This window comes from Sphingomonas sp. PL20, from assembly GCF_017875905.1.
GTDB classification, from domain to species: domain Bacteria; phylum Pseudomonadota; class Alphaproteobacteria; order Sphingomonadales; family Sphingomonadaceae; genus Sphingomonas; species Sphingomonas echinoides.
The window spans coordinates 723,915-748,067 of record NZ_JAGINH010000002.1 but is presented as its reverse complement, the minus strand read 5'-3'; the positions used below and the strand labels follow the sequence as shown (position 1 = coordinate 748,067).

General features: G+C 62.3%; 13 protein-coding genes and 2 pseudogenes. 5 read left to right on the top strand and 10 right to left on the bottom strand.

Annotation, left to right across the window (positions count from 1 at the left end; genetic code table 11):
- Positions 1 to 88: 88 nt before the first annotated feature.
- From H4W01_RS03640 to H4W01_RS03620, 5 genes and pseudogenes are all read right to left on the bottom strand, one after another.
- Positions 89 to 5,449 carry a putative Ig domain-containing protein gene (locus H4W01_RS03640; protein WP_209609937.1) on the bottom strand — a complete coding sequence of 1,787 codons (5,361 nt, stop codon included), beginning with the start codon at positions 5,447 to 5,449 and terminating at the stop codon, positions 89 to 91.
- Positions 5,446 to 6,120, bottom strand: a complete 675-nt coding sequence (locus H4W01_RS03635) for a hypothetical protein (protein ID WP_209609936.1) — start codon at positions 6,118 to 6,120, stop codon at positions 5,446 to 5,448. Before H4W01_RS03635 ends, H4W01_RS03640 begins: the two co-directional genes overlap by 4 nt.
- A gap of 64 nt (positions 6,121 to 6,184) precedes the next feature.
- Positions 6,185 to 7,576 (bottom strand): HlyD family type I secretion periplasmic adaptor subunit, encoded by a 1,392-nt coding sequence (locus tag H4W01_RS03630; protein ID WP_209609935.1) that lies wholly within the window; start codon positions 7,574 to 7,576, stop codon positions 6,185 to 6,187.
- Positions 7,573 to 9,732: a type I secretion system permease/ATPase gene (locus H4W01_RS03625; RefSeq protein ID WP_209609934.1), complete on the bottom strand. Its 2,160-nt coding sequence runs from the start codon at positions 9,730 to 9,732 to the stop codon at positions 7,573 to 7,575. The genes H4W01_RS03630 and H4W01_RS03625 overlap by 4 nt, the downstream gene beginning before the upstream one ends.
- Before the next feature lie 164 nt (positions 9,733 to 9,896).
- Positions 9,897 to 10,271 (bottom strand): annotated as a pseudogene (locus H4W01_RS03620) (integrase core domain-containing protein); the annotation flags it as partial.
- 60 nt (positions 10,272 to 10,331) lie between these two features.
- On the opposite strand from H4W01_RS03620, the pseudogene H4W01_RS03615 reads away from it, so the two are divergent.
- Positions 10,332 to 11,370: pseudogene (locus tag H4W01_RS03615) on the top strand (IS3 family transposase).
- A 71-nt stretch (positions 11,371 to 11,441) separates the two neighbouring features.
- Here H4W01_RS03615 and H4W01_RS03610 read toward each other — a convergent pair.
- Genes H4W01_RS03610 through H4W01_RS03600 form a run of 3 tightly spaced genes read right to left on the bottom strand, consistent with a single transcriptional unit; the run spans position 11,442 to position 14,359 of the window.
- Positions 11,442 to 12,443 carry a class 1 fructose-bisphosphatase gene (locus H4W01_RS03610; RefSeq protein ID WP_209609933.1) on the bottom strand — a complete coding sequence of 334 codons (1,002 nt, stop codon included), beginning with the start codon at positions 12,441 to 12,443 and terminating at the stop codon, positions 11,442 to 11,444.
- Positions 12,444 to 12,479: 36 nt separating this feature from the next.
- Positions 12,480 to 13,379 carry a shikimate 5-dehydrogenase gene (locus H4W01_RS03605; protein ID WP_209609932.1) on the bottom strand — a complete coding sequence of 300 codons (900 nt, stop codon included), beginning with the start codon at positions 13,377 to 13,379 and terminating at the stop codon, positions 12,480 to 12,482.
- Positions 13,376 to 14,359, bottom strand: coding sequence for a LacI family DNA-binding transcriptional regulator (locus tag H4W01_RS03600; RefSeq protein WP_209609931.1), 984 nt, complete (start codon positions 14,357 to 14,359; stop codon positions 13,376 to 13,378). Before H4W01_RS03600 ends, H4W01_RS03605 begins: the two co-directional genes overlap by 4 nt.
- A gap of 144 nt (positions 14,360 to 14,503) precedes the next feature.
- Here H4W01_RS03600 and ptsP point away from each other — a divergent pair, with 144 nt between their 5' ends.
- Genes ptsP through H4W01_RS03580 form a run of 4 tightly spaced genes read left to right on the top strand, consistent with a single transcriptional unit; the run spans position 14,504 to position 21,089 of the window.
- Positions 14,504 to 17,020, top strand: coding sequence for a phosphoenolpyruvate--protein phosphotransferase (gene ptsP, locus H4W01_RS03595; protein WP_209609930.1), 2,517 nt, complete (start codon positions 14,504 to 14,506; stop codon positions 17,018 to 17,020).
- Entirely contained in the window at positions 17,020 to 17,961 is a 942-nt protein-coding gene (gene pfkB / locus H4W01_RS03590; RefSeq protein ID WP_209609929.1) for a 1-phosphofructokinase, read from the top strand. The genes ptsP and pfkB overlap by 1 nt, the downstream gene beginning before the upstream one ends.
- A 19-nt stretch (positions 17,962 to 17,980) precedes the next feature.
- Positions 17,981 to 19,672 (top strand): PTS fructose transporter subunit IIC, encoded by a 1,692-nt coding sequence (locus H4W01_RS03585; protein ID WP_209609928.1) that lies wholly within the window; start codon positions 17,981 to 17,983, stop codon positions 19,670 to 19,672.
- A gap of 46 nt (positions 19,673 to 19,718) precedes the next feature.
- On the top strand, positions 19,719 to 21,089 hold the full coding sequence (locus H4W01_RS03580; RefSeq protein ID WP_209609927.1) for a carbohydrate porin: 1,371 nt from the start codon (positions 19,719 to 19,721) through the stop codon (positions 21,087 to 21,089).
- 499 nt (positions 21,090 to 21,588) lie between these two features.
- Here H4W01_RS03580 and H4W01_RS03575 read toward each other — a convergent pair whose 3' ends face one another.
- On the bottom strand, positions 21,589 to 22,983 hold the full coding sequence (locus tag H4W01_RS03575; protein WP_209609926.1) for an MFS transporter: 1,395 nt from the start codon (positions 22,981 to 22,983) through the stop codon (positions 21,589 to 21,591).
- Between the two features lie 59 nt (positions 22,984 to 23,042).
- Positions 23,043 to 24,116: an ROK family protein gene (locus tag H4W01_RS03570; RefSeq protein ID WP_245535587.1), complete on the bottom strand. Its 1,074-nt coding sequence runs from the start codon at positions 24,114 to 24,116 to the stop codon at positions 23,043 to 23,045.
- Positions 24,117 to 24,153: the final 37 nt, after the last annotated feature.

The following is a 24,153-nucleotide window of genomic DNA, read 5'->3' as shown; positions in this document are numbered from 1 at the left end:
AATAGCGCAACTCCACATTCAAGCTGCGGCGCTGCAAGACATGACCATCGTCCTTTCGCCGCAAGCAAAGAAGGGACGATGTCTCGCATCAGAGCATTGCGGCCTTTGCAACACCCCATTGATGCAGCCCGCTAAGGAAATGGTCATGTTGGATTTGGTTCAAAGCTCCTGTCCCATCGGGCGAACCGAAAACGGCACTTTGTTGAGCCAGCTGGCTCGCGGCGGTTGCGACACTAGCCAACAATGGGGATTGTGAGCGGGTGATCGTTTGTGGAAACCAAGATTGGGCGACTTCGCCTTCTATGAGCACATGTGAGATACCCCAACCGGCCCGGCCAGCCAGACCTGCGCCGCTGTTATCAATTTCAAAAGGGTCCAGCTCACTAAGATCGGACGATGACGCAGAGGATTTTTCAGTAGCAGAGACATCGAGAGCGCTTGTCATGAACAAAGCGGCGTTCCCCCCATATCCATCAATGGCATTAGCGCGAATGGCATCGCGACCCCAAATCGTGCCGTCCGCGAATTTGATGTAGCTGACGCCCAGCCTCTCATCCTGCGTGTCGCCCGCGAACTGCCGATTAATCGCAAAGTCGTTACCCGTCGACGAAATAGTGACGTCCAGATAGTCGCCATAGCGTGTCAGCGTTACGTCATCGGGCGTGACATTCGTCAGATAAAGCGTGTCATCTCGGTTATAGCCATCACCGGGGTTGTCGAGGAAATCGAACCCATCGCGTTTAGCAAAAAGAATAGTTCCTGCCCCGTCTCCGGACACTTCAATATTGTCGTTCCCACCACCCGGATTGGCGATAAAGTCTGTTTGAGGAAGGGTAATATTATCATTACCCGACGTACCGTTGATGAGGGCGTCAGGTGAGATGAACAGCGAGAACAATGAATCTGTACCGACCTCGCCATCCGAGGCTGTGACACGGATCGAATAATCATCGGCAGCATCAGCTGGCGGCGTGCCGATCAGATGACCGTTGGAAAAGGCCAGCCAGTCCGGAAGCGCAGTCCCATCGGCAAGCGTTGCCGAAAATACCAACACGTCATAATCGGGATCGTAAAAGTTGTTTGTCGGAACTGGAAGAACGAAGGGTGCCCCGATATTGCCGGTCAGGTTCGGCAACGTGCCTTGCGCAACGGGCGCCTGATTTGCGATTCCTACGTGCAAATGAAAAACCGATTGGGTTTGGAACTCACCATCGGAGGCGGTGACGACGATGTTATAGACGCTCGAATCGCCCTCAGGCACCGTTCCTGTGAATCGTCCAGCAGCAAAGCGCAGCCATTCGGGAAGAGCCGATCCGTCATCGAGCGCGGCGCTCAAGGTTAGTTGACTATCGGGATCAGCGAATGCTGGCACCACATCGTAAGAAAAAGCTTCGCCATCGACGAGTCGTTGGTTCACCAGCTGCTGAACGCCCGCCGGGACGTCGTTGACCCCTGTTACCGTGATCGCAAGCGTGGACGCGGAGGTCGCTCCAGCAAGGTCTGTGACGTGATAAGAAGCCGTCAACGTCAGTTGCTCGCCTGCTGCGAGCGATTGATAGGCTGCGGCCGTGGGATCGAACGACCACGTACCGTCAGCCCCGACCACCAAGCCATCAACGCGCGTGTCGAGCGCGAACTTGAGCGCATCATCAGCGTCGGGATCGGATGCCGTCAGTGAGCCACGGATTAGTGGCGCGCCTTCCACCACGTTGGCGGTAATCGCGTCAGCGACCGGCGGCGTATCGGCCCCGAGGCCTAGCGCCAATCTACGGATCTCTGATCTGGTCCAACTCGAGCCATCGGCAAACTTGATCAGCCCCAGACCCTTCGCGTCATCACCGCCGTCGCCAGCAAATTGGTAATCGACTTTGACGCTCGCTCCAGTCGCATTGATAGTGACGACGAGATCGTCGCCGCTTCGGCTAAGCTGAACCCCGCTAGGCAGCACGTCGGTAAGATTGAGGATATCATTACGGCTGGTACCGACCCCGAAACCTAAAATCTCGTCATGGCCGTCGGCGCTAGCGAAATTGTAGGTTCCCGAGCCACTACCGTTAGTTATATAGAAGTCATCGCCGCGGCCGCCGGTTACAACAAAGTTGCCATGCGGCGTCGAAGCAAAATCTGCTCCACTGGTTCCGGTTATGGTGGTTTGGGCGGCTGTAATGACGCTCGCCGCCGCTGCAAGCAGCTGGGCCCGCGTCAACACTGTGCCATCGGCAAAGCGGACCTGATCGACACCGAAGCCATCGCCGACCAGTTCGTCACCCAGCGTTACTGAACCCGTCTGGCCAGCAAAAGTCAGGGTGAGACCCGAGCCGTCCGAGGCAACCGCGAACTGAAGGTCCGCCTGCGAAATGCCTACGCCCAGCTGGAGCGTGTTGACGCCATCGTTAAGACTGGAACCGACGATCTGATCATTGCCATCGCCGCTGTTCCAAACATAGGTGTCATTGCCCGGCGATTCCTGAATGGCATCGTTCCCCGCGCCACCCGTGACGGTGTCATTGCCATATCCTGGCTGGAGTGCGTCATCGCCAGGTGTCCCATCAACGGCTTGGTCGGGGGGCGGCGGCGGCGCGCCGATCGGATCGGCCTGCAAATAGGTTCGATTGACGTAGTCCAAATACGACGCCGGAGAATGAAACTGGTCGTTATATTCATAGGCGTAGCCGTGTGTTTCTGCGGGATATGACCAGCGATCCCCTCCGCCCACCAAACCATTCCAGATCGCCTCCTGATCAAAGACTGTACCATCGGCAAACGTGACGGAATCCAATTTCCCGTCGATTGGCTTTCGTCCGCCGGGCTCATCCCAGCCCTGATCGAGGCCCTTATTATAGGCAATTGCCGAACCGTTCCCGTCCGGGCCGACATTGCGACCATTCTCCAGGAACGTAATTTGATCGCCCGTACTCGTTACGCGGATGGTAAAAAACTGAAACCAGAAGCCTTCAGGGTCATCCTTCCCTTCCGGCACCCCTCCCCAATAAACATCCCGACCACCAGCAATGAATTCCACATCTTCAGGATTGAGATTTTGCAATACTAAATTGTACGCACCATCGCCATTGTCGAATTCGACAACATCGCTTCCACCGCCAATGCCAAACTCAATAGTAGCTGCGGCTGATTGCACATGGATGGCATCATTTCCTGCGCCGCCGTTCACGACGGCATTGGCCCCCGCAACCGTAATCACATCGTCACCGGCACCACCATCGACGGTGTGTTCATCCGTGCTGACGTCGGTGATTATATCAGAATAATCTGAGCCGACGATATCTGTATGAAAATTGAGGAGGTTGATTACTCCACCCTGGCCGTCACGCGCCCGAACATAACCGGCGCCGCTCGCTAAATTTATTGATATTTTCAGCCCCGACTGATCGGTATAGCCTTTCGCGTTCAAAATATCTTTGACGCCCCCCGACTGACCACCGTTGGCGTCGAACGTCAAACTGTATCCTTTGGGTATTAATCCATCGATCGAGAACTTGTCTTCACCCGCAGTTCCCTTGATTATCTCGACAGACTGGAGAGTATCTGTTCCGCCCGTACCGTCCTCAACAGTCAGTTTCGGGAGCGGTTGATCACCGGCGTAGCTCGCAGGGCCGGAAAATTTGACCTTGATCGGCGCAGACAGGTTCGAATAATCGGCTGTGTCGACTCCCGCACCGCCATCCAGCCAATCGTCGCCCTTTCCACCTCGCAGGGTGTCATCGCCGCCGCCGCCGAAAATTACATCGCGGCCGTCACCACCAAACAGGGCCTCGCCTTTCGAGCTGCCAATCAATAATTTATCACCTGCCTCACCCGGGACCGCAGCTAATCCCGCACCGCTTGAGAGCGAAACAACGGCGTTCAACGCGGTCAACGACGTATAAAAAGGCGAGGCTTCGTTTGTACTTCCCTGCGTATCGAATGATATTGAGTCTACCAAATCGCTCAAGCTAATTGCATCGATGCCGGAGTGAGTCGAATACCAGTTTGTTGCATCGGCAACGATGTCGGTATCTGACTCCACTCTGTTAATGATATTATCAACCAACGACGACTTTTTGAGGATCTGTAGCGGTTCATTCGCCGAATTTAGATGCCAGTTATAAGCCGACAGGTTGACTGAAAGCGTTCCATCGGTATCGTTATAATTTAGAATACCATTTCTTAGGGTTGAATTATCAGAACCTACGGCTTTGTTGGAAGCCAGAAGCCCTGCATACTCCGTTACAATCGAAGCAATATCCGTCTTGGTTTCATCGTCAAAAAAATTTGAAATAAATGTCGGATCCTGCTCGGCTTGCTTGACGACCTTACCCAAATCACTCGTATCGTCGAATAGAGCTCCAATGCCAACATCGCCAAATGGCCTTTCTCCTTCGCTTATGGCTGAATAGGCAATGATCGTCGCAAGCTGGCTCCCCTCATCCGCGAAGCCGGTTCCGTCACCGCCGTTCACAGACTGCTTACGCCCGAGGGCTTTCGCGATATCGGCATCGAAAAGGTCTGCAAGCACATATTTTGCTGCTGCCTGCCAATCGTCACTTTTGCCAAGTCCGCCCGGTTGTGAAGCTGGAGCAGTCCAAACCTTTTGGCCGTAGAGCAATGTAACCAAGAGCGCTTGGCTGTGACGGGCAAGTGCGTCCCACCCACTAAAATTGGCCCCAAAAACACCCAATTCTTCTGGATGCAGCAAATTTTCATAGGCAACTGTATTCGACGTATTGTCCAAACCGCTTAATTTAATCCCCGCAAGAATTTTGGGGGAGATCGAACCTATCAACCCAGCCAGCGTGTGTTGTAGATCGCCGTTTCGTAGTCCTGAGTTAATCTCGCCATCGACGTAATACCCAGTCAACTGACTCACGTCGGGAATACGAACCCCGACCGACGCTGGATCAACCCCCGCGCTTCCTGCGCGCCGATCCGCCTCCGCTTGCGCCTGCGCAACAGCGGCAACGCCGAACGGCGCATGGTCGAAGCCGACCGCCTGTGCGCCCGACAGCGCGCCTACAAGGCCCGCCAGTGCGCCGCCAAGGGAATGGCCGGTGAGGATGACATTGGGCGGTGCCCCTGTTGAATAGGCGTCACGCTCGGTAACGGCCTGATAGAAATCGATCGCCAGCTTCGCCTGCGATTGATTTGCAAAGCCGGCGCTTGTCGTCCAGCCGTTCAGAATGTCGTTGCCGGCGGCAAAGGGATTGTAATTATCCGTTCCACGGTAGCTGATCACCGTCTTCAGCGCGCCGTCGGCTTCCAGCGTGTACGCTATCCCGTAAAAGCCGGCCGCTTGAGCGCTCCCATCAGCACTCTGAGAATCTTGATATATTATTGCATTTCCTAAGGAGGTGCCAGACTGAGACGACAACCCCGCAATGCCTTGTCGATATCCTCGATTATAGGAGTCCAATGCAAGAATTGCCAAAAATAGGTCAGAGTTGATGGTCATCGTGTACCACTCCTTAGGCTATCTAGTTCCTTGGGCAGAGTACTAGTAAAAGGATTGCCCCTGATGGTGCGATAACGATCTAAATATCCCAACCATCGCAATCGCTTTTCTATTCCGTAAGTAATCGTGTTACGAGTCAACTGAACAGTTATCCGCCGCAGCCTGAACCCTGGCCCAAATGTCGCGGGCAGATCGTCTGGATCGACCAGTTCGACCGTCTTTGGATCGTTAATTTCGGCAAAACGAACGAGGATTGGATAGTTCGACTTTCGATAAAGCAACGTCTTCTTGTCCTGCCACTCGCTCTTCGCCCAACGCGGCAGTGCATGCACGCGGCGGTCGCCGCGATCGATCCCCGCCGTGGCAAAGCTCGCCCAGTCGACATCACCCTCAGAGCGGAGCAGCGCGAACAGGGTCTGCCCCGGTGCCACATCGACCGCGACTGCCTCGCCCGTCACCTCGCTGCGGAAACCGCCTGCCTCGGGCCCGGGAAAGCCAGCTTGGTGCCAGCTCCGCACCTCGATCACGCTCGACCCCGTCTTCAAGCCCGTCGGCGTGTCGACCTCTACCGTCAAACGATAGCGATACGTCGGGTAATAACGGATGCAGCCGACCAGCAACGTTGCCAGCCCGGCACTCGCCAGCCCTAGCACGACGCGGCGCGTTATCATGCCTCGATCCGTTTCTGGTCAGACTCGCTTGCGGTGGCACCCCAGTGGCTGCGATAATGCCGTTTCATCGCTCTCTCCCGGCTTCCTGGGCAGCTTCGTCAATGGGGCTGAGCAGATAAGACAGGATCGTTCGCCGCCCTGTCCGTATGTCGGCGACAACCTGCATGCCTACATTTGCCCTTAGCGTATTGCTACGCGACATTTGTGCACGACCGAGTGCAACACGGGCCGGATAGACCAAGCCTAGTTTTTCATCCTCGATCGCATCAGAGCCGAGACTTTCGATCCGCCCCGGAAGCGTGCCGTACTGGGTGAAAGGAAACGCCTCAAGCTTGATCGCAACCGGCTGCCCTACGCGCACGAACCCGACGTCGCGATTGAGTATCTTGATATCTGCGACGAGCGTTCCGCCCGATGGCACGACCACCATGATTGGCTTCGTCGCCTCGACGACGCCACCCACCGTATGGACCGCCAGCTGAGAGACCTTTCCATCAACCGGGCTAGCGAGCGTTTGCAGGCTCGATTTCTGCGTCGCCTTGGCGAGTTCCTCGCGCCGCAACTTCGCCTCGGCTTCTGCCTTGGCGAGTTCGTCAAGCACCTTCGCTCGCGCTTCGGCGGCCGACTGCGCCATACCGCTTCCGGCACCTGCCATCTGCGCCGCTACCTTGTTGGCGGTCTGGATTGCCGCATCGCGATCTCGCGCGGTTGCCAACCGCTGACGACGCATCTCGATCACTTTGAGCTTCGAGACATAGCCCTTGGACAGCAATTGTTCGTTGGCTTCGATTTGCTCGTCGAGCAACGGCAACGTTTCGGTCAACTTCGCAGCCTGGACGAGGGCCTCCGCACGTGCCGCGACAGAGGCATCCTGTTCGGATCGACGCATCCGTGCGGTCGCTTCGACATCGTCAAGCTGCGCCTGAGCCAACGCCACCTGCATCGCGACGACATCCGCCGAAGTGCCCGGCGGCACCTTGAAGGCCAGCCCGCGGCCATCGAGCGCTGACAGGATTGCCCGGCAGCGCGCGGCATCGAGCAGTGCGGTTTCCAGCGCCTTTTGTGCTTGCGTTGCTTCAGCGACCGAGATTGTAGGATCGAGTTCGACCAGCGCTTGTCCTGCCTTTACCTGCTGGCCGTCGTGCACCAGGATGGCATGCACTACACCGGCCTCGGCAGGTTGGATGAGCTTGACGCTGTCTGCCGGAATAAGCTTGCCGGTCGCCGACGCAACCACGTCGATATAGCCGAACGTCAGCCAGCCTATGGTGAATGCCAGCGCCGCCAGCAGCGCCCAGGTAGTGGCGCGGCCGGTCGGCGATACGGGGGTTGCGATGACCTCTAGCGCCGCCGGTAGGAAGGCCGTCTCGTCGGTATTGAACAATGACTTCTTGCGCGCCTTCTCGTCCGCCAACGCGCCTTGCACGATTTGCCAGTGACGGCTGATCGCATTCATGCCGCTACCTCTTCGCCCAAGCCCATCTGGCGCCGGTGGAGGCCGGCATAGCGCCCGCCGCGTTGTAGCAACTCGTCATGCGTCCCGACCTCGACGATCCGCCCGCGCTCGAGCGTTATGATCTGGTCGCATTGGCGGATAGCCGACAGCCGGTGGGCGATGATCAACACTGTTCGCCCGCGTGCCATTGCCTTCAGATTGGTCTGGATGATTTCCTCACTCTCAGCATCGAGCGCTGAGGTCGCTTCGTCGAGGATCAGGATGCGCGGCTGCGTGACAAGTGCGCGGGCAATCGCGATCCGTTGACGCTGGCCGCCCGACAGATTGACGCCGCGTTCTTCAATCAGCGTGTCGTATCCAGCCGACAAGGTAAGGATGAAGTCGTGCGCGCCTGATAGCTGCGCCGCCGCCATCACGCTTTCAAGCGGCATTGCCGGATTGGCGAGCGCGATATTCTCGCGGATTGAGCGGTTGAACAGCAGGTTTTCCTGCAGGACGACGCCGATCTGGCGCCTCAGCCAGGCCGGATCGACCTGCGATATATCGACGCCGTCGATCAAAATCCGGCCGGCGGCCGGCGTGTAGAGCCGCTGCAACAATTTAGTGAGCGTTGACTTGCCCGATCCCGACGATCCGGCAATGCCGAGCGTGCCGCCTGGTGCTACGTGAAGATCGATGTCTTCAATCGTCCAAGGCCCTTCAAGACCATAGCGGAATCGCACGCCTTCGAAGCGGACATCGCCGTGCAGCTTTGGAAGCACTATCCGCGATCCGACGCCCGGCTCGGCCGGTACGTTCAAGACATCACCAAGCCGTTCGATCGACAGCCGGACCTGCTGAAAGTCCTGCCACAACTGAGCCATCCGGATGACTGGCCCAGACACGCGCTGTGAGAACATGTTGAACGCGACAAGACCGCCAACGGTCATCGCACCAGCGATCACCTGTTCGGCACCAAAATAGAGGATCGCGGCGAGACTGAGCTTAGAGATGAACTGGACCGCCTGGCTACCGGTATTGCCGAGGTTGAGGACGCGCTGGTTGGCAGCGCTGTATCCTGCCAGCTGCCGCTCCCAGCGGTCCTGCCATTGAGGCTCTACCGCTGCCGCCTTTACGGTCTGCATGCCCGACACGCTTTCAACGAGCAGCGCATTGTTCGCGGACCCACGTTCGAACTTCTCGTCGAGCCGGTGGCGGAGAGGGCGGGTCACGAGCAGCGATATCGCGACATATGCGGGAATCGTTAGCGCGACGACCCAGAACAGTGTCGGCGAATAAATCCACATCGCGATCAGAAAGACGATTGTGAACGCCGGATCGACGATTACCGACAAAGAGGCATTGGTGAGGAATTCGCGGATCGCTTCAAGTTGCCGTACCCGCGTAACCGTATCGCCCACCCGCCGACCCTCGAAATAGGATAAGGGCAGACTCAACAGATGTCGGAACAGCTTGGCGCCTAGCTCGACGTCAATCTTCTGGCTGGTCTCCGAATAGAGCCGCGTGCGTAGCCACCCGAACGCCACTTCCCAAGCCGATACTGCGACAAACCCAACCGACAGCACCTGCAGTGTCGCAAGCGTGTTGTGGACTAGGACCTTGTCGATCACGTTCTGGAAGAACAGGGGCGCAGCCAGGCCCAGCAGATTTAGCGCCAGCGTGATCAGCAACACTTCGCCGATAAGCTTGCGATACCGGACGATCTGCGGAATGAACCAGCTGATATCGAACCGCCCGATCGTGCCGCCCACGCCCTCGCGGGTCGTTAATAGCAGCAGTCGGCCGGTCCAGAGCTGTTTCAGCGTCGCGTGATCAATCTTTTCGGGTGCTGAACCGGGATGCTGTATTAGCGCCGCCTCGTCCGTAACCCTGCCAATCACGAACCAGCCGTCGGTGCTCTGGGCGACGGCTGGCAGCGGTAGCTTTGCCAACCCGTCTATGCGCGCGATGATCAGCTTGGCGCGCACCCCGTCAGTGCGTTTGGCGAGCCGCAAAAGATCGCCCGGGGTGACCGGATCATGATGGCCGAGCGAATGCCGCAACTGGTCGGGGTCAACAGCGATGCGATGCATCGCAAGCACAGTTGCCAGCGCAACCAGTCCCGCATCGAAGGCACGACTTCCCGCCCCCCGTATTGCGTCGCCTTCGGCTCGCATCCGGTCGCCCCTATAATCCGCCAGTGGAGTCAAGCGTATGGAAAAAGCGCGTTAAATCAATGGCTATTCCGGCCAGCATAAACCTTTTTGTATTTTGGAGCGCCCGACGGTCTGCCGATGGTAACTAAAATCGCTCTATTCGAATGTAAGGTATGGAAGAGGCGTCATCCAGTTCCTGCAGGCCAGGGCGGGCCATGTGCCGCGGGCCGGTTCACCAGCGATATCGGCGGCTTGTTGCCGATATCGCTATGTGGTCGCACCTCGCTATAGTCTCTGCGCCAACTTTCGCATTTTCCGACCGCGTCGTCGAGGCTCATGAATCAGTGCTGGTTCAGGCACTCCGCCCAGAACTTTCCGTTGAAGCTTTCGATGAACGCGTTGTCCGTCGGCGTACCAGGCAGCGAGAAATCCAGCGTGACGCCCTTCATGTACGCCCACAGGTCGAGGTCGCGGGAGACGAACTCGATCCCTTGGTCGACCCGGATCGACGCTGGATAGCCGACCTCACCGCAGAAGCGGTCCAGCACCGCGATGACGTCTGAAGTGCCGGATTACTGGACAGGGCGTTAAGCTAATCCCGACGTGAGGAACGGACGGGAATGAAGACGACGAGGAAGCGCTACAGCGCAGATTTCAAGGCGAAAGTGGCACTGGAGGCGATCCGTGGCGATTTGACGCGGCGAAGCATGGCATCCACCACACGATGATCGCGGCGTGGAAACGCCAGGCTATCGAGGGGATGTCGGTGACGTTCTCCGGCGCGGGTGATGCGGCCCGACCAGCCAGCGACGCCGAGGTGGACAAGCTGCACGCGAAGATCGGGCAGTTGCTGGTGGAGCGGGATTTTTTAGCGAAGGCCTCCGGTCGATGAGCGTGGCACGGAGGAGGGAGTGGATCAATCCTGCTCACCACTGCCTGTCGATCGCGGCGCAATGTCGTCTGCTGTCGATCAGCCGGTCGAGCTACTATTACGCGCCAGTGCCGGAGACCGAAGAGACGCTGGCGCTGATGCGGGGGATCGATGCGGCGTTCCTCGACATGCCATGGTACGGCAGCCGCCAGATGGTCCGGCATCTGCGCGGCAATGGCCATGAAGCTGGCGATCGAGCGACCGAACCACGTCTGGTGCGCGGACGTGACATATATCCCGATGCGCCGGGGCTTCCTGTATCTGGTCGCGATCATGGACTGGGCGACGCGGAAGGTGCTGGCCTGGCGGCTGTCGAACACGATGGACGCGGGCTTCTGCGTCGCAGCGCTGGAGGAAGCGCTGGCGCGCTTCGGTCGGCCTGAGATCTTCAATACGGATTAGGGCAGCCAGTTTACCAGCTTTGCGTTCACCAGCGTGCTGCGCGGTGCCGAGGTGCGGATCAGCATGGACGGCCGGTGTCGGTGGATGGACAATGTGTTCATCGAGCGGCTGTGGCGCTCCCTCAAATATGAGTGCGTCTATCTGCACACGTTCGAGACCGGCTCGGAGCTGCGAACTGGCATTGGCCGGTGGATCACCTATTACAATCACCAGCGACCCCACTCGGCGCTAGCCGGGCGAACCCCGGCGGAAGCCTATGGGTGGATCGGCGCTTCAGATCATGGGGGTATACCCCCCATGATCTGATGACCAGAATGGCGGCATGATCGACAACCCGGAGCAGCTTAGCTCAGCCGCAAAACTGTCCAAGAAGGCGGGACCACCTCAGTCCGTTGCTCTAGGCATAACGATCCAAGGCGTGCACCGCCTCGGCATCGCCCATCACCACGCCGACGCGCTGGTGCAGGCTGACCGGCGCGATGTCGAGAATCGGCGCGACGCCGTCGCTCGACGCACCGCCTGCCTGTTCCATGAGCAGGCTCATCGGATTGGCTTCATACAGCAGGCGAAGCCGCGCCTTGCCCACGGTGCGATGGTCGGCGGGATAGAGGAACACGCCGCCACGCTTGAGGATGCGGTGGACGTCCGCCACCATCGAGGCGGTCCAGCGCATATTGTAATCATGCCCACACGGGCCCGCGCTGCCAAGCAGCCGGTCCTCGACATAGCGCGCCACCGCAGGCGACCATTGCGGGCGGCGCGCCATGTTGATCGCGAATTCGCGCGTGCCGCCGGGGATGCGCATCGGGCCGTCGGTCAGCCGCCACGACCCGATCTCGCGGTCGAGCGTAAATTCGTAGACGCCGGTGCCGATCGTCAGCACCAGCAGCGTCTGCGGGCCGTAAATGGCGTAGCCCGCCGCGACCTGATCGCGACCCGGCTGCAGAAAGTCCGCTTCCACCACGTCGCGGCCCGCGCAAGCCTCCGGCGCGCGCAGCACAGAGAAGATGGTGCCGACGCTCAGATCAACATCGACATTGCTCGACCCGTCGATCGGATCGAACAGCAGCAGATATTCGCCCTTGGGATAACGGTTTGGAATGGGGTGGATGGTTTCCATCTCTTCGGAGGCCATCCCGGCAAGGTGGCCGCCCCATTCATTGGCATCGAGCAGCAGGTCGTTGGCGATCACGTCGAGCTTCTTCTGCACCTCGCCCTGCACGTTCTCCGACTTCAGGCTGCCGAGCACGTCACCCAGCGCACCCTTGGAAATCGCATGGCTGATCGCCTTGCAGGCGCGCGCGACCGTTTCGATCAGCAAGCGCAATTCGGCCGGGCACGGCGATTCCGGCAAGCGCTGCTGCTCGATCAGGAAGCGCGAAAGAGAGATGGGCTGCATGGCGTTTCCTTGCACGCTGTTGATGACGGGAATGGGTCAGGCGGTTGGATGCGGGCCGGGCAGCGGAATGCGCTGCATCCGCGCGGCCAGCGCCGGCCCATGGGCAAAGGCGGCGGCTTCCACGATGATGTCCGCAGAGGGCCGGATGCCGGTGTACAGCACGAACTGCTCGACCGCCTGCAGGACGATCACTTCGGCACCCGACAGCACGGTCTTGCCCACTTGCTCCGCCGCCTTGATGAAGGGCGTCTCGACCGGAAGCGCGACGACGTCGAACGCAATGTCGCAGGACGCGATCATCGCCGCCGGGAAAGCGAACGCGTCGCGGTCTGCGCCTTCCATGCCGAGCGGCGTGACATTGACCAGCATCGGCGCGCCGGTGTCGGGCACGTCAGCGCGCCAAGCATAACGATAACGGTCGGCCAGCGCCTCCCCCGCCGCGCGATTGCGCGCCACCACGGTGCCATGGTCGAAACCGCAGTCGCGGAGTGCCGCGACCACCGCCTTGGCCATGCCGCCGCTACCGCGCAGCACGAACGGTGTCGCCGGATCGATCCCCCGCGCGATCAGCAGGTCGCGCACCGCTACATAGTCGGTATTGTAGCCGGTCAGCACACCATCGTCGTTGACGATGGTGTTGACGCTATCGATCACACGGGCCGAGTCTTCCAGGCGATCGAGCAACGGAATGACCGCTTCCTTGAACGGCATCGAGATCGCGCAGCCGCGAATGCCGAGCGCGCGGATCCCGCCGATCGCGGCGGGCAAATCGGTCGTGCTGAACGCCTTGTAGACATAATCGAGGCCGAGCAGCTCGTAGAGCCGATTGTGGAGCCGCGACCCGGTATTGCTGGGCCGCGCCGACAGCGACATGCACAGCCGCGTATCGCGCCCGATCGGTGGCTTCGATGGGGCGTTTGGCACTGCAATCGTCATGGCCTGCCACTCGATCCGCGTGTGACCAGGCGACCGGTCAGCACCACCTTGCGGACCGCGGCATCGGGAAATTCGAACCGGTCCAGCAACATGGTCATGGCGGTGCGCCCGATTTCCTCGACCGGCTGCTCGATCACGGTCAGCCCCTCGCCGACGAATTCCATCCAGTCATTATTGTCGAAACCGGCGAGCGCAATGTCGCCTGGCACGGTGAGATCGAGGCTGCGCAAAGCGCGCAGGATGGTCAGCAGCATCACGCCGTTACTGGCGACCAGCGCGTCCGGTCGGGTGGGACCCCGCAACAGGTTCGCGACGGCACGCTCCGCCTCGCCTGGCGCATGCGGCACCGCAATCGCCTCGGTCGTCATGCCCAAACGCTGCGCGGCGCGTTCGAAACCGGCGCGGCGCTCGATGCCGGTGCTGCTTTCCGCGCCAAACAGCCCGGCCAGATGGCGGTGGCCCTGCGCGTGAAGATGCTCGACCAGCAGACCGGCCATCGCCTCATTGTCGAGCAGCACGCAGTCCTTTTGTGCCGCCGGCAGGGCGCGGTCGATCAACACCACCGGACATTCGAGCGACAGGCTGCCCGCCATTTCGACTCGCTGGCGCGACGGCGCGAGCACGATCCCCGTCACCCGCTCCTGCTGCATCAGCTCGAGATACTGCGCCTCCTTCGCCGGGTCCTCATCGGTATTGCACACGATCACGCGCAATCCGCGCGCGGCGGCGATTCGCTCGATCGTGCGCGAGACTTCGGTGAAGTACGGGTTGCGGATGTCGGCGACGATCAGGCCAATCGTATTGCTATGCTGCGAGCGCAGTCGGCGCGCCGCGAGATTGGGGCGATAACCGGTCGATTTGACCGCGGCCTGGACGCGCGCCTGCATCGCCGGATCGACCGGGCGCCCCGCAAGCACCCGCGAAACCGTCGCTGGCGACACGCCAGCCGTCCTCGCGACATCCTTGATCCCAACCGCCATGAGAAATCGATCTCTCCCGCTCGGACTTTCTCCAGCCCTTTGCCGTCACAAACATGCACGTGAACGCGGAAGCATTGCAAGCCTCTTGACAAATTTTTGAGAAAACGTTTTCTGATGCGCAACGAGAAATGGAGAGGTTCTGGAATGCCCCCCGAATTTGCGACCTTGTCCAAACCCCACGGACTGGTGCGGATCGACGCGCACGTCACCGACAAGACCGACGCGATTCGCCAGGTCGCCCAATTGCTAATCGGTGCCGGCTGTGTCGGCCCCGGCTATGAAGACAGCATGGTGCGGCGCGAAGCGGTCGCCAACACCTACCTGGGCGAAGGCGTCGCCATCCCGCATGGACTCGGCGAGGATAAAGGGCTCGTCCGGCACGACGGCATCGCCGTGCTGCAGGTGCGCGACGGCGTGGAATGGAATCCCGGCCAGCGCGCGCATCTGGTGGTGGGCATCGCCGCCAATTCGGACAGCCATCTCGCGATCCTGCGCCGTCTGACGCGGCTGCTCCAGGACGAGGCGCGCCTCGCCCGGCTGATCGCGACCGATGACACCGACGCCATCATCGCAGCGCTGTATGAGGATGGCGAACCCGCCGCCGCGCGACCGGCGGCGCAGGATCTGGCCGAGGCGACAACATGGGTGGTTGATTATCCCACCGGTCTCCATGCCCGCCCCGCTGCCGCATGGGGTGAAGCGGCGCGCGCCCTCCCCGTCGCCTTGCGCGTGCGCCACGGGGCCGACAGCGCCGACCCCCGCAGCCTCGTCTCGCTCCTGCAATTGGGGCTGAAGGCAGGCGACGAAATCGTTATCTCGGCGGCTGGCGACGGCGCGCGCGATGCCGTCGATCGCTTCATCCGCACGATCTCGGGCATCACCGCGCGCGAAAAGGCCGATGCCGAACGCGCCGCCGAAAAGGCCAAGGCGAACGTGCCGACCGGCGGCTGGACGCCTGCCGCGCAGACGGTGATGATCGCCGGGGTCGGGGCCAGCCCCGGACTCGCGATCGGCAAGGTGCATCTGCTCGCCTCGGCCGAACTGGTCGTGCCGGATCTGCCGGTCGATCTCGTCGAGGGCGGGGTGCTGCTCGACGGCGCGCTCACCCGCACGCGCGCGCAAATGAAGGCGCTGGTCGACGATACTACACGACGCCTCGGCGCGGGCGACGCCGCGATCTTCGCGGCCCAAGCGAGCCTGCTCGAGGATACCGATCTGATCACGCTGACCTGCCAGTTGATGGTCGAAGGGCACGGCGTCGCCTGGTCGTGGCATCAGGCGGTGGACCGCATGGCGCAGCAATTGACCGCGCTCGGCAATCCGGTGCTCGCCGCGCGCGCCGCCGATCTGCACGACATCGGGCGGAGGGTGCTGGCGCAGATCGATCCCGGCCTGGCCTCGGGCGGCCTTGAGGACATTCCCGACGAAGCCTGCGTGCTCGTCGCGGCCGATCTCTCCCCGTCCGACACGGCCATGCTGGATACGAACAAGGTGCTCGGCATCGCCACCGCGCTCGGCGGCCCGACCTCGCACAGCGCGATCCTCGCGCGCACGCTTGGGCTGCCGTCTGTTGTCGCGGGCGGCGCGGATTTGCTCAGCCTTGCCGCTGGCGCAACGGCGATCGTCGATGGCGACGCCGGGCGCGTCTGGATCGATCCGTCGGCGGACGACATCGCCTCGGCCCGTGCCTGGATTGCCGACATCGCAGCCAAGCGCGTCGCCGATGAGGCCGAGCGCGGCCGTCCGGCGATCACCACCGACGGCCACGAACTCGCCATCGCGGCAAACGTGAATCGCCCCGATCAAGTCGCCTTCGCTTTGTCGCAGGGCGGCGAAGGCGTGGGGCTGATGCGCACCGAATTCCTGTTCCTCGAACGCGGCGAGAGCCCGAGCGAAGACGAGCAGCAGGGCATTTACCGGGCGATGATCGACGCGCTCGGCGATCGCCCGCTGATCGTGCGCGCGCTCGATATCGGTGGCGACAAGCAGGTCCCGCATCTCGATCTGCCGCGCGAGGACAATCCCTTCCTCGGTGTGCGCGGTGCCCGGCTGTTGCTGCGCCGCCCCGATCTGCTCGATCCGCAACTGCGCGCGCTGTATCGCGCGGCCAAAGACGGCGGCGATCTGTCGATCATGTTCCCGATGATCACCTCCGCCTGGGAGCTGAAACGCCTACGCGAGCGGTGCGAGGCGATCCGCGTCGAACTCGACGCACCGCGCGTCCCGGTCGGCATCATGATCGAGGTGCCGGCAGCAGCGGTGCAGGCGAAGGCGCTGGCCGCCCATGCCGACTTCTTCTCGATCGGCACCAACGACCTCACCCAATATGCGCTCGCGATCGACCGGCAGAACCCCGAACTAGCAAGCGAGGCGGACAGCCTGCATCCCGCCGTATTGCGGCTGATCGCGATGACGGTGGAAGGCGCGCGCACGCATGACCGCTGGGTCGGCGTGTGTGGCGGGCTGGCGGGCAATCCCTTCGGCGCGGCGCTGCTGGTCGGGCTGGGCGTAACCGAATTGTCGATGACGCCACGCGACATTCCGGCGGTCAAGGCGCGGATCCGCGCCGGCAGCAGGGCCGAGTTTGCCGAACTGGCCGCGCGCGCCATGGACATGGAAGGTGCCGCCGAAGTGCGCGCGCTCGATACGAAGGACCGCTGATGCAGATCCATAGCGTCACCTTCAATCCCGCCATCGACCAGACCGTGCTGCTCGATCATCTGGTGCCAGGCGCAGTCCACCGCGCTCATACCGTCCGCCAGAATGCGGGCGGCAAAGGCGTCAACGTCGCCAGTTGCCTCGCCGACTGGGGCGTTCCGGTCACCGCGCACGGACTGCTCGGCAGCGACAATGCCGCGCCGTTTGACGCGCTGTTCGCGGAAAAGCTGATTGAGGACCGCTTCATCCGCATTGCGGGGTCGACGCGGGTCAACCTCAAGATCGTCGATGCCGAGGGCACCACCGACATCAATCTCGACGGGATCGCGGTCGACCTCGGGCGCGTCGACATGGTCGTCGCCACGATTTGCGCCGCTGCTGTAGACGGCGATCTGGTGATCCTGTCGGGCAGCGTGTCGCCGGGCTGCCCCTATGAAATCTATGCGACGCTGACCGCGCGGCTGCGCGCGCAGGGCTGCACCATCCTGCTCGATACCAGTGGCGAGCCGCTCAAATGCGCACTCGATGCCGCTGTCCTGCCGAACATTATCAAGCCCAATCGCGAAGAGCTGGCGCATTGGCTGGGCGCGCCGATTCCGGATCGCGCCGCGCTGATCGCAGCGGCGGACGCGCTGCGGCGGCGCGGAGTCGATCTGGTCGTGGTGTCGATGGGCGAAGAAGGCGCGCTGTTCCTGTCGGAGGAAGGCGTGGTCAGCGCCCGTCTGGCCCTGGACGGCGTGGCGAGCACGGTCGGTGCGGGCGATGCAATGGTCGCCGGCATTGCCGCGGCAGTGAACGAAAACGCCGCGCTCGACCGCACCGCGCGGCTGGCGACGGCGTTCGCGGTCGCGAAACTGGGCATGGTTGGCCCCAATCTGCCGAGCCTGGGCGTGGTGCACGCCCTCGCCGGTGACGTGTCGGTCGACACGATGACAATCGCCTGAACCTGGAGCGGATGGGATCATGAAGACACTCTTTGCAGTGATCGACGGCGCGGGCAGCGATGTTCAAGCCGTTCTGGCGGCGGAAGCCTTGCGCAAGGCCGCGCGCACCCACGGCCGACCGATCGAGGTCGAAGTGCGGACCGGCGGTGCCTTTACCCACGATGCGGCGGACGAGACGCGCGCGTTCCTGTTCGTCGGGCGCGATGATCAGGTGCCGTCCGGTCAAAATGGTCGCTACCTCACGCTCGAAGCCGTGCTGGCCGATCCGGTCGGCGCGCTGGGTACCGCCGATACGGACGACGCTGCTACCCCCGCATCGGCAGTGCCCCACATCGTCGCCATCACCTCATGCCCGACCGGCATCGCCCATACCTTCATGGCCGCCGAAGGGCTGATCGAAGGCGCCAAGCAGCTCGGCTATGACATACGGGTCGAGACGCAGGGCTCGGTCGGTGCGGGCGCGCCGCTGACGGCGGACGAGATCGCCCGCGCCGACATCGTGCTCATCGCCGCAGACCGCGAAGTCGACCGATCGCGCTTCGCCGGCAAGCGCGTGTTCATGAGCAACACCAAGCCTGCCATCACCGGCGGTGCAACCCTCATCGAACGCGCGCTGGCCGAAGCGAAGGTTCAGGGTGGCGAGACCTCGGGCGCGGCCCCCGCCGCGAGCACCACCGAGCGCGCCGGTCCCTACAAGCATTTGATGACCGGCGTGTCGTTCATGCTGCCCTTCGTGGTGTCGGGCGGCCTGCTGATCGCACTCGCCTTCGCGCTTGGCGGGATCCACGCCAATGACGATGCAGCTGCGGGCACACTCGCCCATGCGCTGTTCCAGATCGGTGCCAAGGCCGGGTTCGCCCTGATGGTGCCAGCCCTTGCCGGCTATATCGCGTACTCGATCGCGGATCGGCCCGGTATCGCGCCTGGCATGATCGGCGGCATGGTCGCCGCCACGCTCGGCGCGGGCTTTCTCGGCGGGATCGTGGCGGGCTTTATCGCTGGGTACGGCGTGGCGTGGCTCAACCGCGTGATCCGCTTGCCCAAGAACCTGCAGGGCCTGAAGCCGGTGCTGATCCTGCCCCTGCTCGGCTCGCTCGGGACGGGCCTGCTGATGATCTATGCGGTCGGCACCCCCGTCGCCGCCGCGCTCGCCTTCCTCACCGAATGGCTGCGTTCGATGCAGGGGTCGAGCGCGATCCTGCTGGGCCTTATCCTCGGCGCGATGTCGGCGTTCGACATGGGCGGTCCGGTCAACAAGGCAGGCTATGCCTTCTCTGTCGGCCTGGTCGCAAGCCAGGTCTATACCCCGATGGCCGCCACCATGGCGGCGGGCATGACCCCGCCGCTCGGCATCGCGCTGGCGACCTGGCTGTTCCGCAGCCGCTTCACCGCCGAGGAACGCGAAGCCGGCGGTGCCGCCGCCGTGCTCGGCATGGCCTTCATCACCGAAGGCGCAATCCCCTTTGCCGCGCGCGATCCGTTCCGGGTGATCCCGTCGCTGATGATCGGCTCGGCGCTGGCGGGTGCCATCTCGATGGCGGCCGGGTGCGAATTGAAGGTGCCGCATGGCGGGATCTTCGTCCTGCCCATCCCCGGCGCGGTGACGCACCTCGCAGCGTACGCGTTGGCGATCGTCGCGGGCACGGTGGTGACGGCCGTGCTCGTCGGCACGCTGAAGCGCCGGCCAGTCGCCTCCGCACTCGCCATCTAAAGATCAACAAGGAAGCGCCAGCCTAACGGCGCAAAGGAAGAGGGTCATGGCCTGTAATTTTCTCAAGGGCGCCTGCTTGGCGGGCGTCGCCGCACTCACTTTGTCTCCGGCGTTTGCCCAGGACAGCACTGCTCCCGCCACCGATCAGCTGCCCCCCGCCCTGCCCGATCCGGCACCCACGACCGTCAAGCCGTTCCAGCCGCTCGCGGCCGACGGCGTCACGCTCGATCTGAGCTATACCGGCGAAGCGGCGGCCAATGCGACCGGCGGCCTGCGCCGCGACGCGGCCTATACCGGCCAGGTCTATATGGGCGCGAATTTCGATCTCGATCGGATCGCAGGCATCGGTGGCGGGACCCTCCATTTCGCGGTCACCAATCGGCACGGCGATAGTCTGTCGGCGCTGGCGCTCGGCAACAACACCTCGGTCCAGGAGGTGTGGGGCACGCAGAACACCCATCTCGCCATCCTCACCTGGGAACAGGCGCTGCTCGGCGGGCGGCTATGGGTCGAGGCCGGGCGCAGCCAGGCCAACATCCATTTCCTCAACTCGCCGCTCTATTGCAATTTCCAGAGCAACTCGACCTGCGGCAACCCCACTTTCGTCTTCAAGAACAGCAATTTCACCTATTTCCCGGCATCGAGCTGGATGGCGCACGCCAAGGTGAAGCTCACCAGCACGATCACCGCCCATGCCGGAATCTATGAGGTCAATCCCGATCGCAAGCGCAACGAGGATAACGGCTTCAACTTCAGCACCCGCAGCGCTACGGGCGTCATCATCCCCTGGGAACTGACCTATGCCCGCGACGATGCGGGTACCCGCCTGCCCGGCCATTATATCCTCGGTGGCTGGTTCGATCGTGCCGATTATGCCGATCCGCTGCGCGACGATCAGGGTGGTATCGCGATCCTGTCCAACCGTCAGGCGCGCACGCTGCACGGGCGATCGGGCCTCTATGTCCGCTTCGACCAGATGCTGACGCGCCCCGATCCCAATTCGGCGCGCGGTCTCAGCCTGTTTGGCGTCGCCATGGCCAATCTGTCGGGGCGTGTCGAGGAGAGCCACTTCCTCGAACTCGGCCTGCTTCAGACCGGCACCTTCCGCGGCCGCGACAGCGATACGATCGGCTTCATGATCAACGACCAGCAGTTCAGCGACCTGGCGGTGGAACGCATGCGCGCGGCGCAGATCTCGGCCGGGGGCGACGGCAACATCAAGCGTCACGAATATATGATGGAGTTGGCCTATGGCGCGCAGATCAACCCGGCGATCCGCATCTCGCCCAACGTGCAATATATCCTCAACCCCGATCAGACCGGCGCGCCATCTCGCGCCAAACCCATCCCTAGTGCGCTGGTGTTCGGGTTCAAATTCACGGTCGACGCGCCAACCCTGCTTGGCACGTTGCGATAGGAGGTGTTAAACCGCTTTAGGGTTTCGCAACGTGTGCCCGATATCGACAACCGCATCTCGACGATCGCCGATGTCTTTATCACCGACGGCAGTCCGGCAGAAGCGCCCGTCAAGCGACCGAGGCGATCCACCGCCACGTCTCGATGATCTATCGCGGCTTGTCGGCCCAACTCCTGTCATAGAATGGAGGCGAAGCGCCACCCCCCTGCCATCAACACAGCCGTCCACCGTACCAGTGCGTGTCAAAATATCCGGGCATTCTGATGGTATCTGTGATGGTACAACTGAGCGTACAGACCTATTTATCTTTTTATAACAATTATTTATTGACCTTTAGCCACTCCCGTAGGGGTCACCAGCGACACGCCAGAATCGTTGAAATTCGGCGTTTTAGGCGGGGGACGAGCGGTCCGCCGCCTCGCGATACCGGAAGCGGAACTCCGGCAACTCGTGAAGTTCGCGCATCGCAGCGACGTCCACCAAACTGAACCGGCGCGCTTCAGTGTAGCATCGGTTGCGCTCTAGCTGACGAAAAAGGCGAAACCTGGTCCGGCAGCCCGTAGCGCAATTTTTCGTCCGGCGGCACGCACTGACCCGCCCCCCACCGCCAGCCCAGCACAAGCAGCGCCGCGATAACGCCCGCGATGATCGACGGCAGCGTCATGTAAAGCAGCAGATGGGGGCTCGACGGATCCCGGAAGCGGGCATCGGACATCAGCCACCCCATGCCGATCGCATCCAGCGCCAGTGCCGCCTTGGCGGCCGCGGTGAACAGCCCAAAGGCCAATCCTTCGCGTCCGCGGCCAGCATCCGCGACGACCTGCCCGAACGCGGACCAGATCGCCATGCCGAGGCCGCCGGCGCTCAGTCCCACCAATCCGGCGGCGACCACCAGCACCGAGCCTCCGGCCCACCCCGCCAGCCCGAACAACGCCGCCGCCGCTGCCAATGCCAGGGACGATGCCGCTACATGAATCTCCGCCGAGCGCCCGCGCAATACCCGGTACCAGAATGGCGGCCCCGCCAGCGCGCCGAGCGATACGAACGCGATCGCGCTCGATCCGAGCAGCGGGTCGTGGATCTGGTAGTCCGCATAATAAGGCAGCACCCTGGTAAAAACCGGCGCAGCGAAGTTGATGACCAGCATCACCAAAATGAGCCGCCAGACAGAGACGGGAAGCCGCCCCGGGACGATGAACGGTGCCCCGATCGGCGAGTGCAGGCCGCCTCGCCAGGCACCGACCCGCCGTCGTAGATACGCGCTCGAACCGACGGTGATGACCGCGATCGTCAACGCGGCCGGGATCAGCAATAGCGGCCGGTGCGACGCGGAACTGTACACGATCGTCGATGCCCATGCGCCGACCGTCAGCGCCGCCAGCCCGCTTGCGACAAGGCGCAAGGATGCGAGCGACATGCGCGCATCGTTCTCCACCAACAGGCTCAGCATCGCGTTCTGCGGCAAGTCGACGAACGCGTAGGCGAGCCGAAACAGGAGGATGACCGAGGCGGCCGCGACCAGCGGCATCGCCGGGTGAACCACCGGCACACTGAACAGCATGAGCAGCGCGGCCGCAGCTGTGACGGCCCCGACCAACTGAAGCCGTGAACAGGCGGCAATCGTCGATAGCTGCTGCCGGAACGCGGTACCGACGCCGATATCCAGCGCTCCGCTGACGATGTAGCTCACGGCGAGCACACAGCCCACCGCCATCGGCGGTAGATGCGCGAGTTCGGTCAGCAAATATGCGAACATCGACTCGCTCGCGCACCAGAGCAGGCTCTTGCCATAGTGCGCGGCGACGTAAGGCAGTCTCAGTGCGCCCGCCTGGTCCCGCAGCCTGGCCCGTGGGGTTGGCTGCCCGCCGTCGAGAGGGGTTTTTGTTTGCAGCATGGTTCCGGCCCGATCCCCCAAGGCTGGTACAATGCTTGTGTGACACCTATCGGGCAGTGTTAAAGAGCGATGCTGGCGTGGATGGGCAGCAAAGCGGCCCCCAGCGTGATCGCGGTGCCCCCGAGCCGGGATGCCAAAACCTCCGGCATGAACGTCGAATAGGGCCCGCGAGAAATGCCGGCGGCGTTCAGGCGATCGGCCAAGCGCGCCACCAGCGCGTACGGCAACGGGCCGGACAGGACGATCCGGCCGGGATCGAACCAGGCGAGCGCACTTTCCACCACCAACCGCAATTGATCCGCCGCCCGCACCACCCAGGCATCGACCACCGCCTGGTGCTGCGACGCCTTGTCGCCGACATCGGCAACGGAATCGATCTCGCACCCATCGGCCCGAAGCACGGACAAAAGATCGACCGGAGACGGGCGGGGCCGATCCATTGGATAGAAGGCACCGATATCGCCGGCATTGCCCATCGCACCGCGCAGCAACCGCCCATCGACGACGACCCCCGCGCCGATGCCGTAACCGAGCAATATGGCCACCATGGTTGCGCTTCTGTCGGACGGGTCGGCCATATAATATTCGGCCAGCGCGGTCGCCGTGGCGTCGTTTTCGATCCAGACCGGCAGCGCCAGCATATCCTCCAACATCGCCCGGATCGGGACGTCGCGGGCTCCCCATAATTCGGGTACCGTGCGCCAGTGCTCGCCATCCGGCGAGGAGGCGAGACCGGGCATCCCGATCCCCAGGCCCAGCAATCGCGCGCCGACCAGATCATGCCGGTCGATCATATCGAGGATGCGCGTCCGTACCGCGCGGCACAGCGTACGCGGATCGTGATCGTGGAACGGCTCGGCCGATTGCGCGATGATGCTCCCGGCATAATCGACCAGCGCGATATCCAGCACGCCTTTGTGCGCGGTAGTGCCGATGGCATAGCCCGCACCGGGTGCAATGCGCAGCGGCATCGCGGGACGCCCGCGTCCCTGCGGTCCGGCATCCTCCATCTCCTCCACCAGACCGATCGCCAGCAACCGCTGCGACAATTTGGTGAGCTTGGCCGGGCTGAAGTCGAGCGTGCTGACCAGCGCCGACCGTGACGCCGGCCCCGACAGGCGAAGACACCGCATGATGCTTTTCTCGTCTTCATCCAGGTGAAGCGCGATC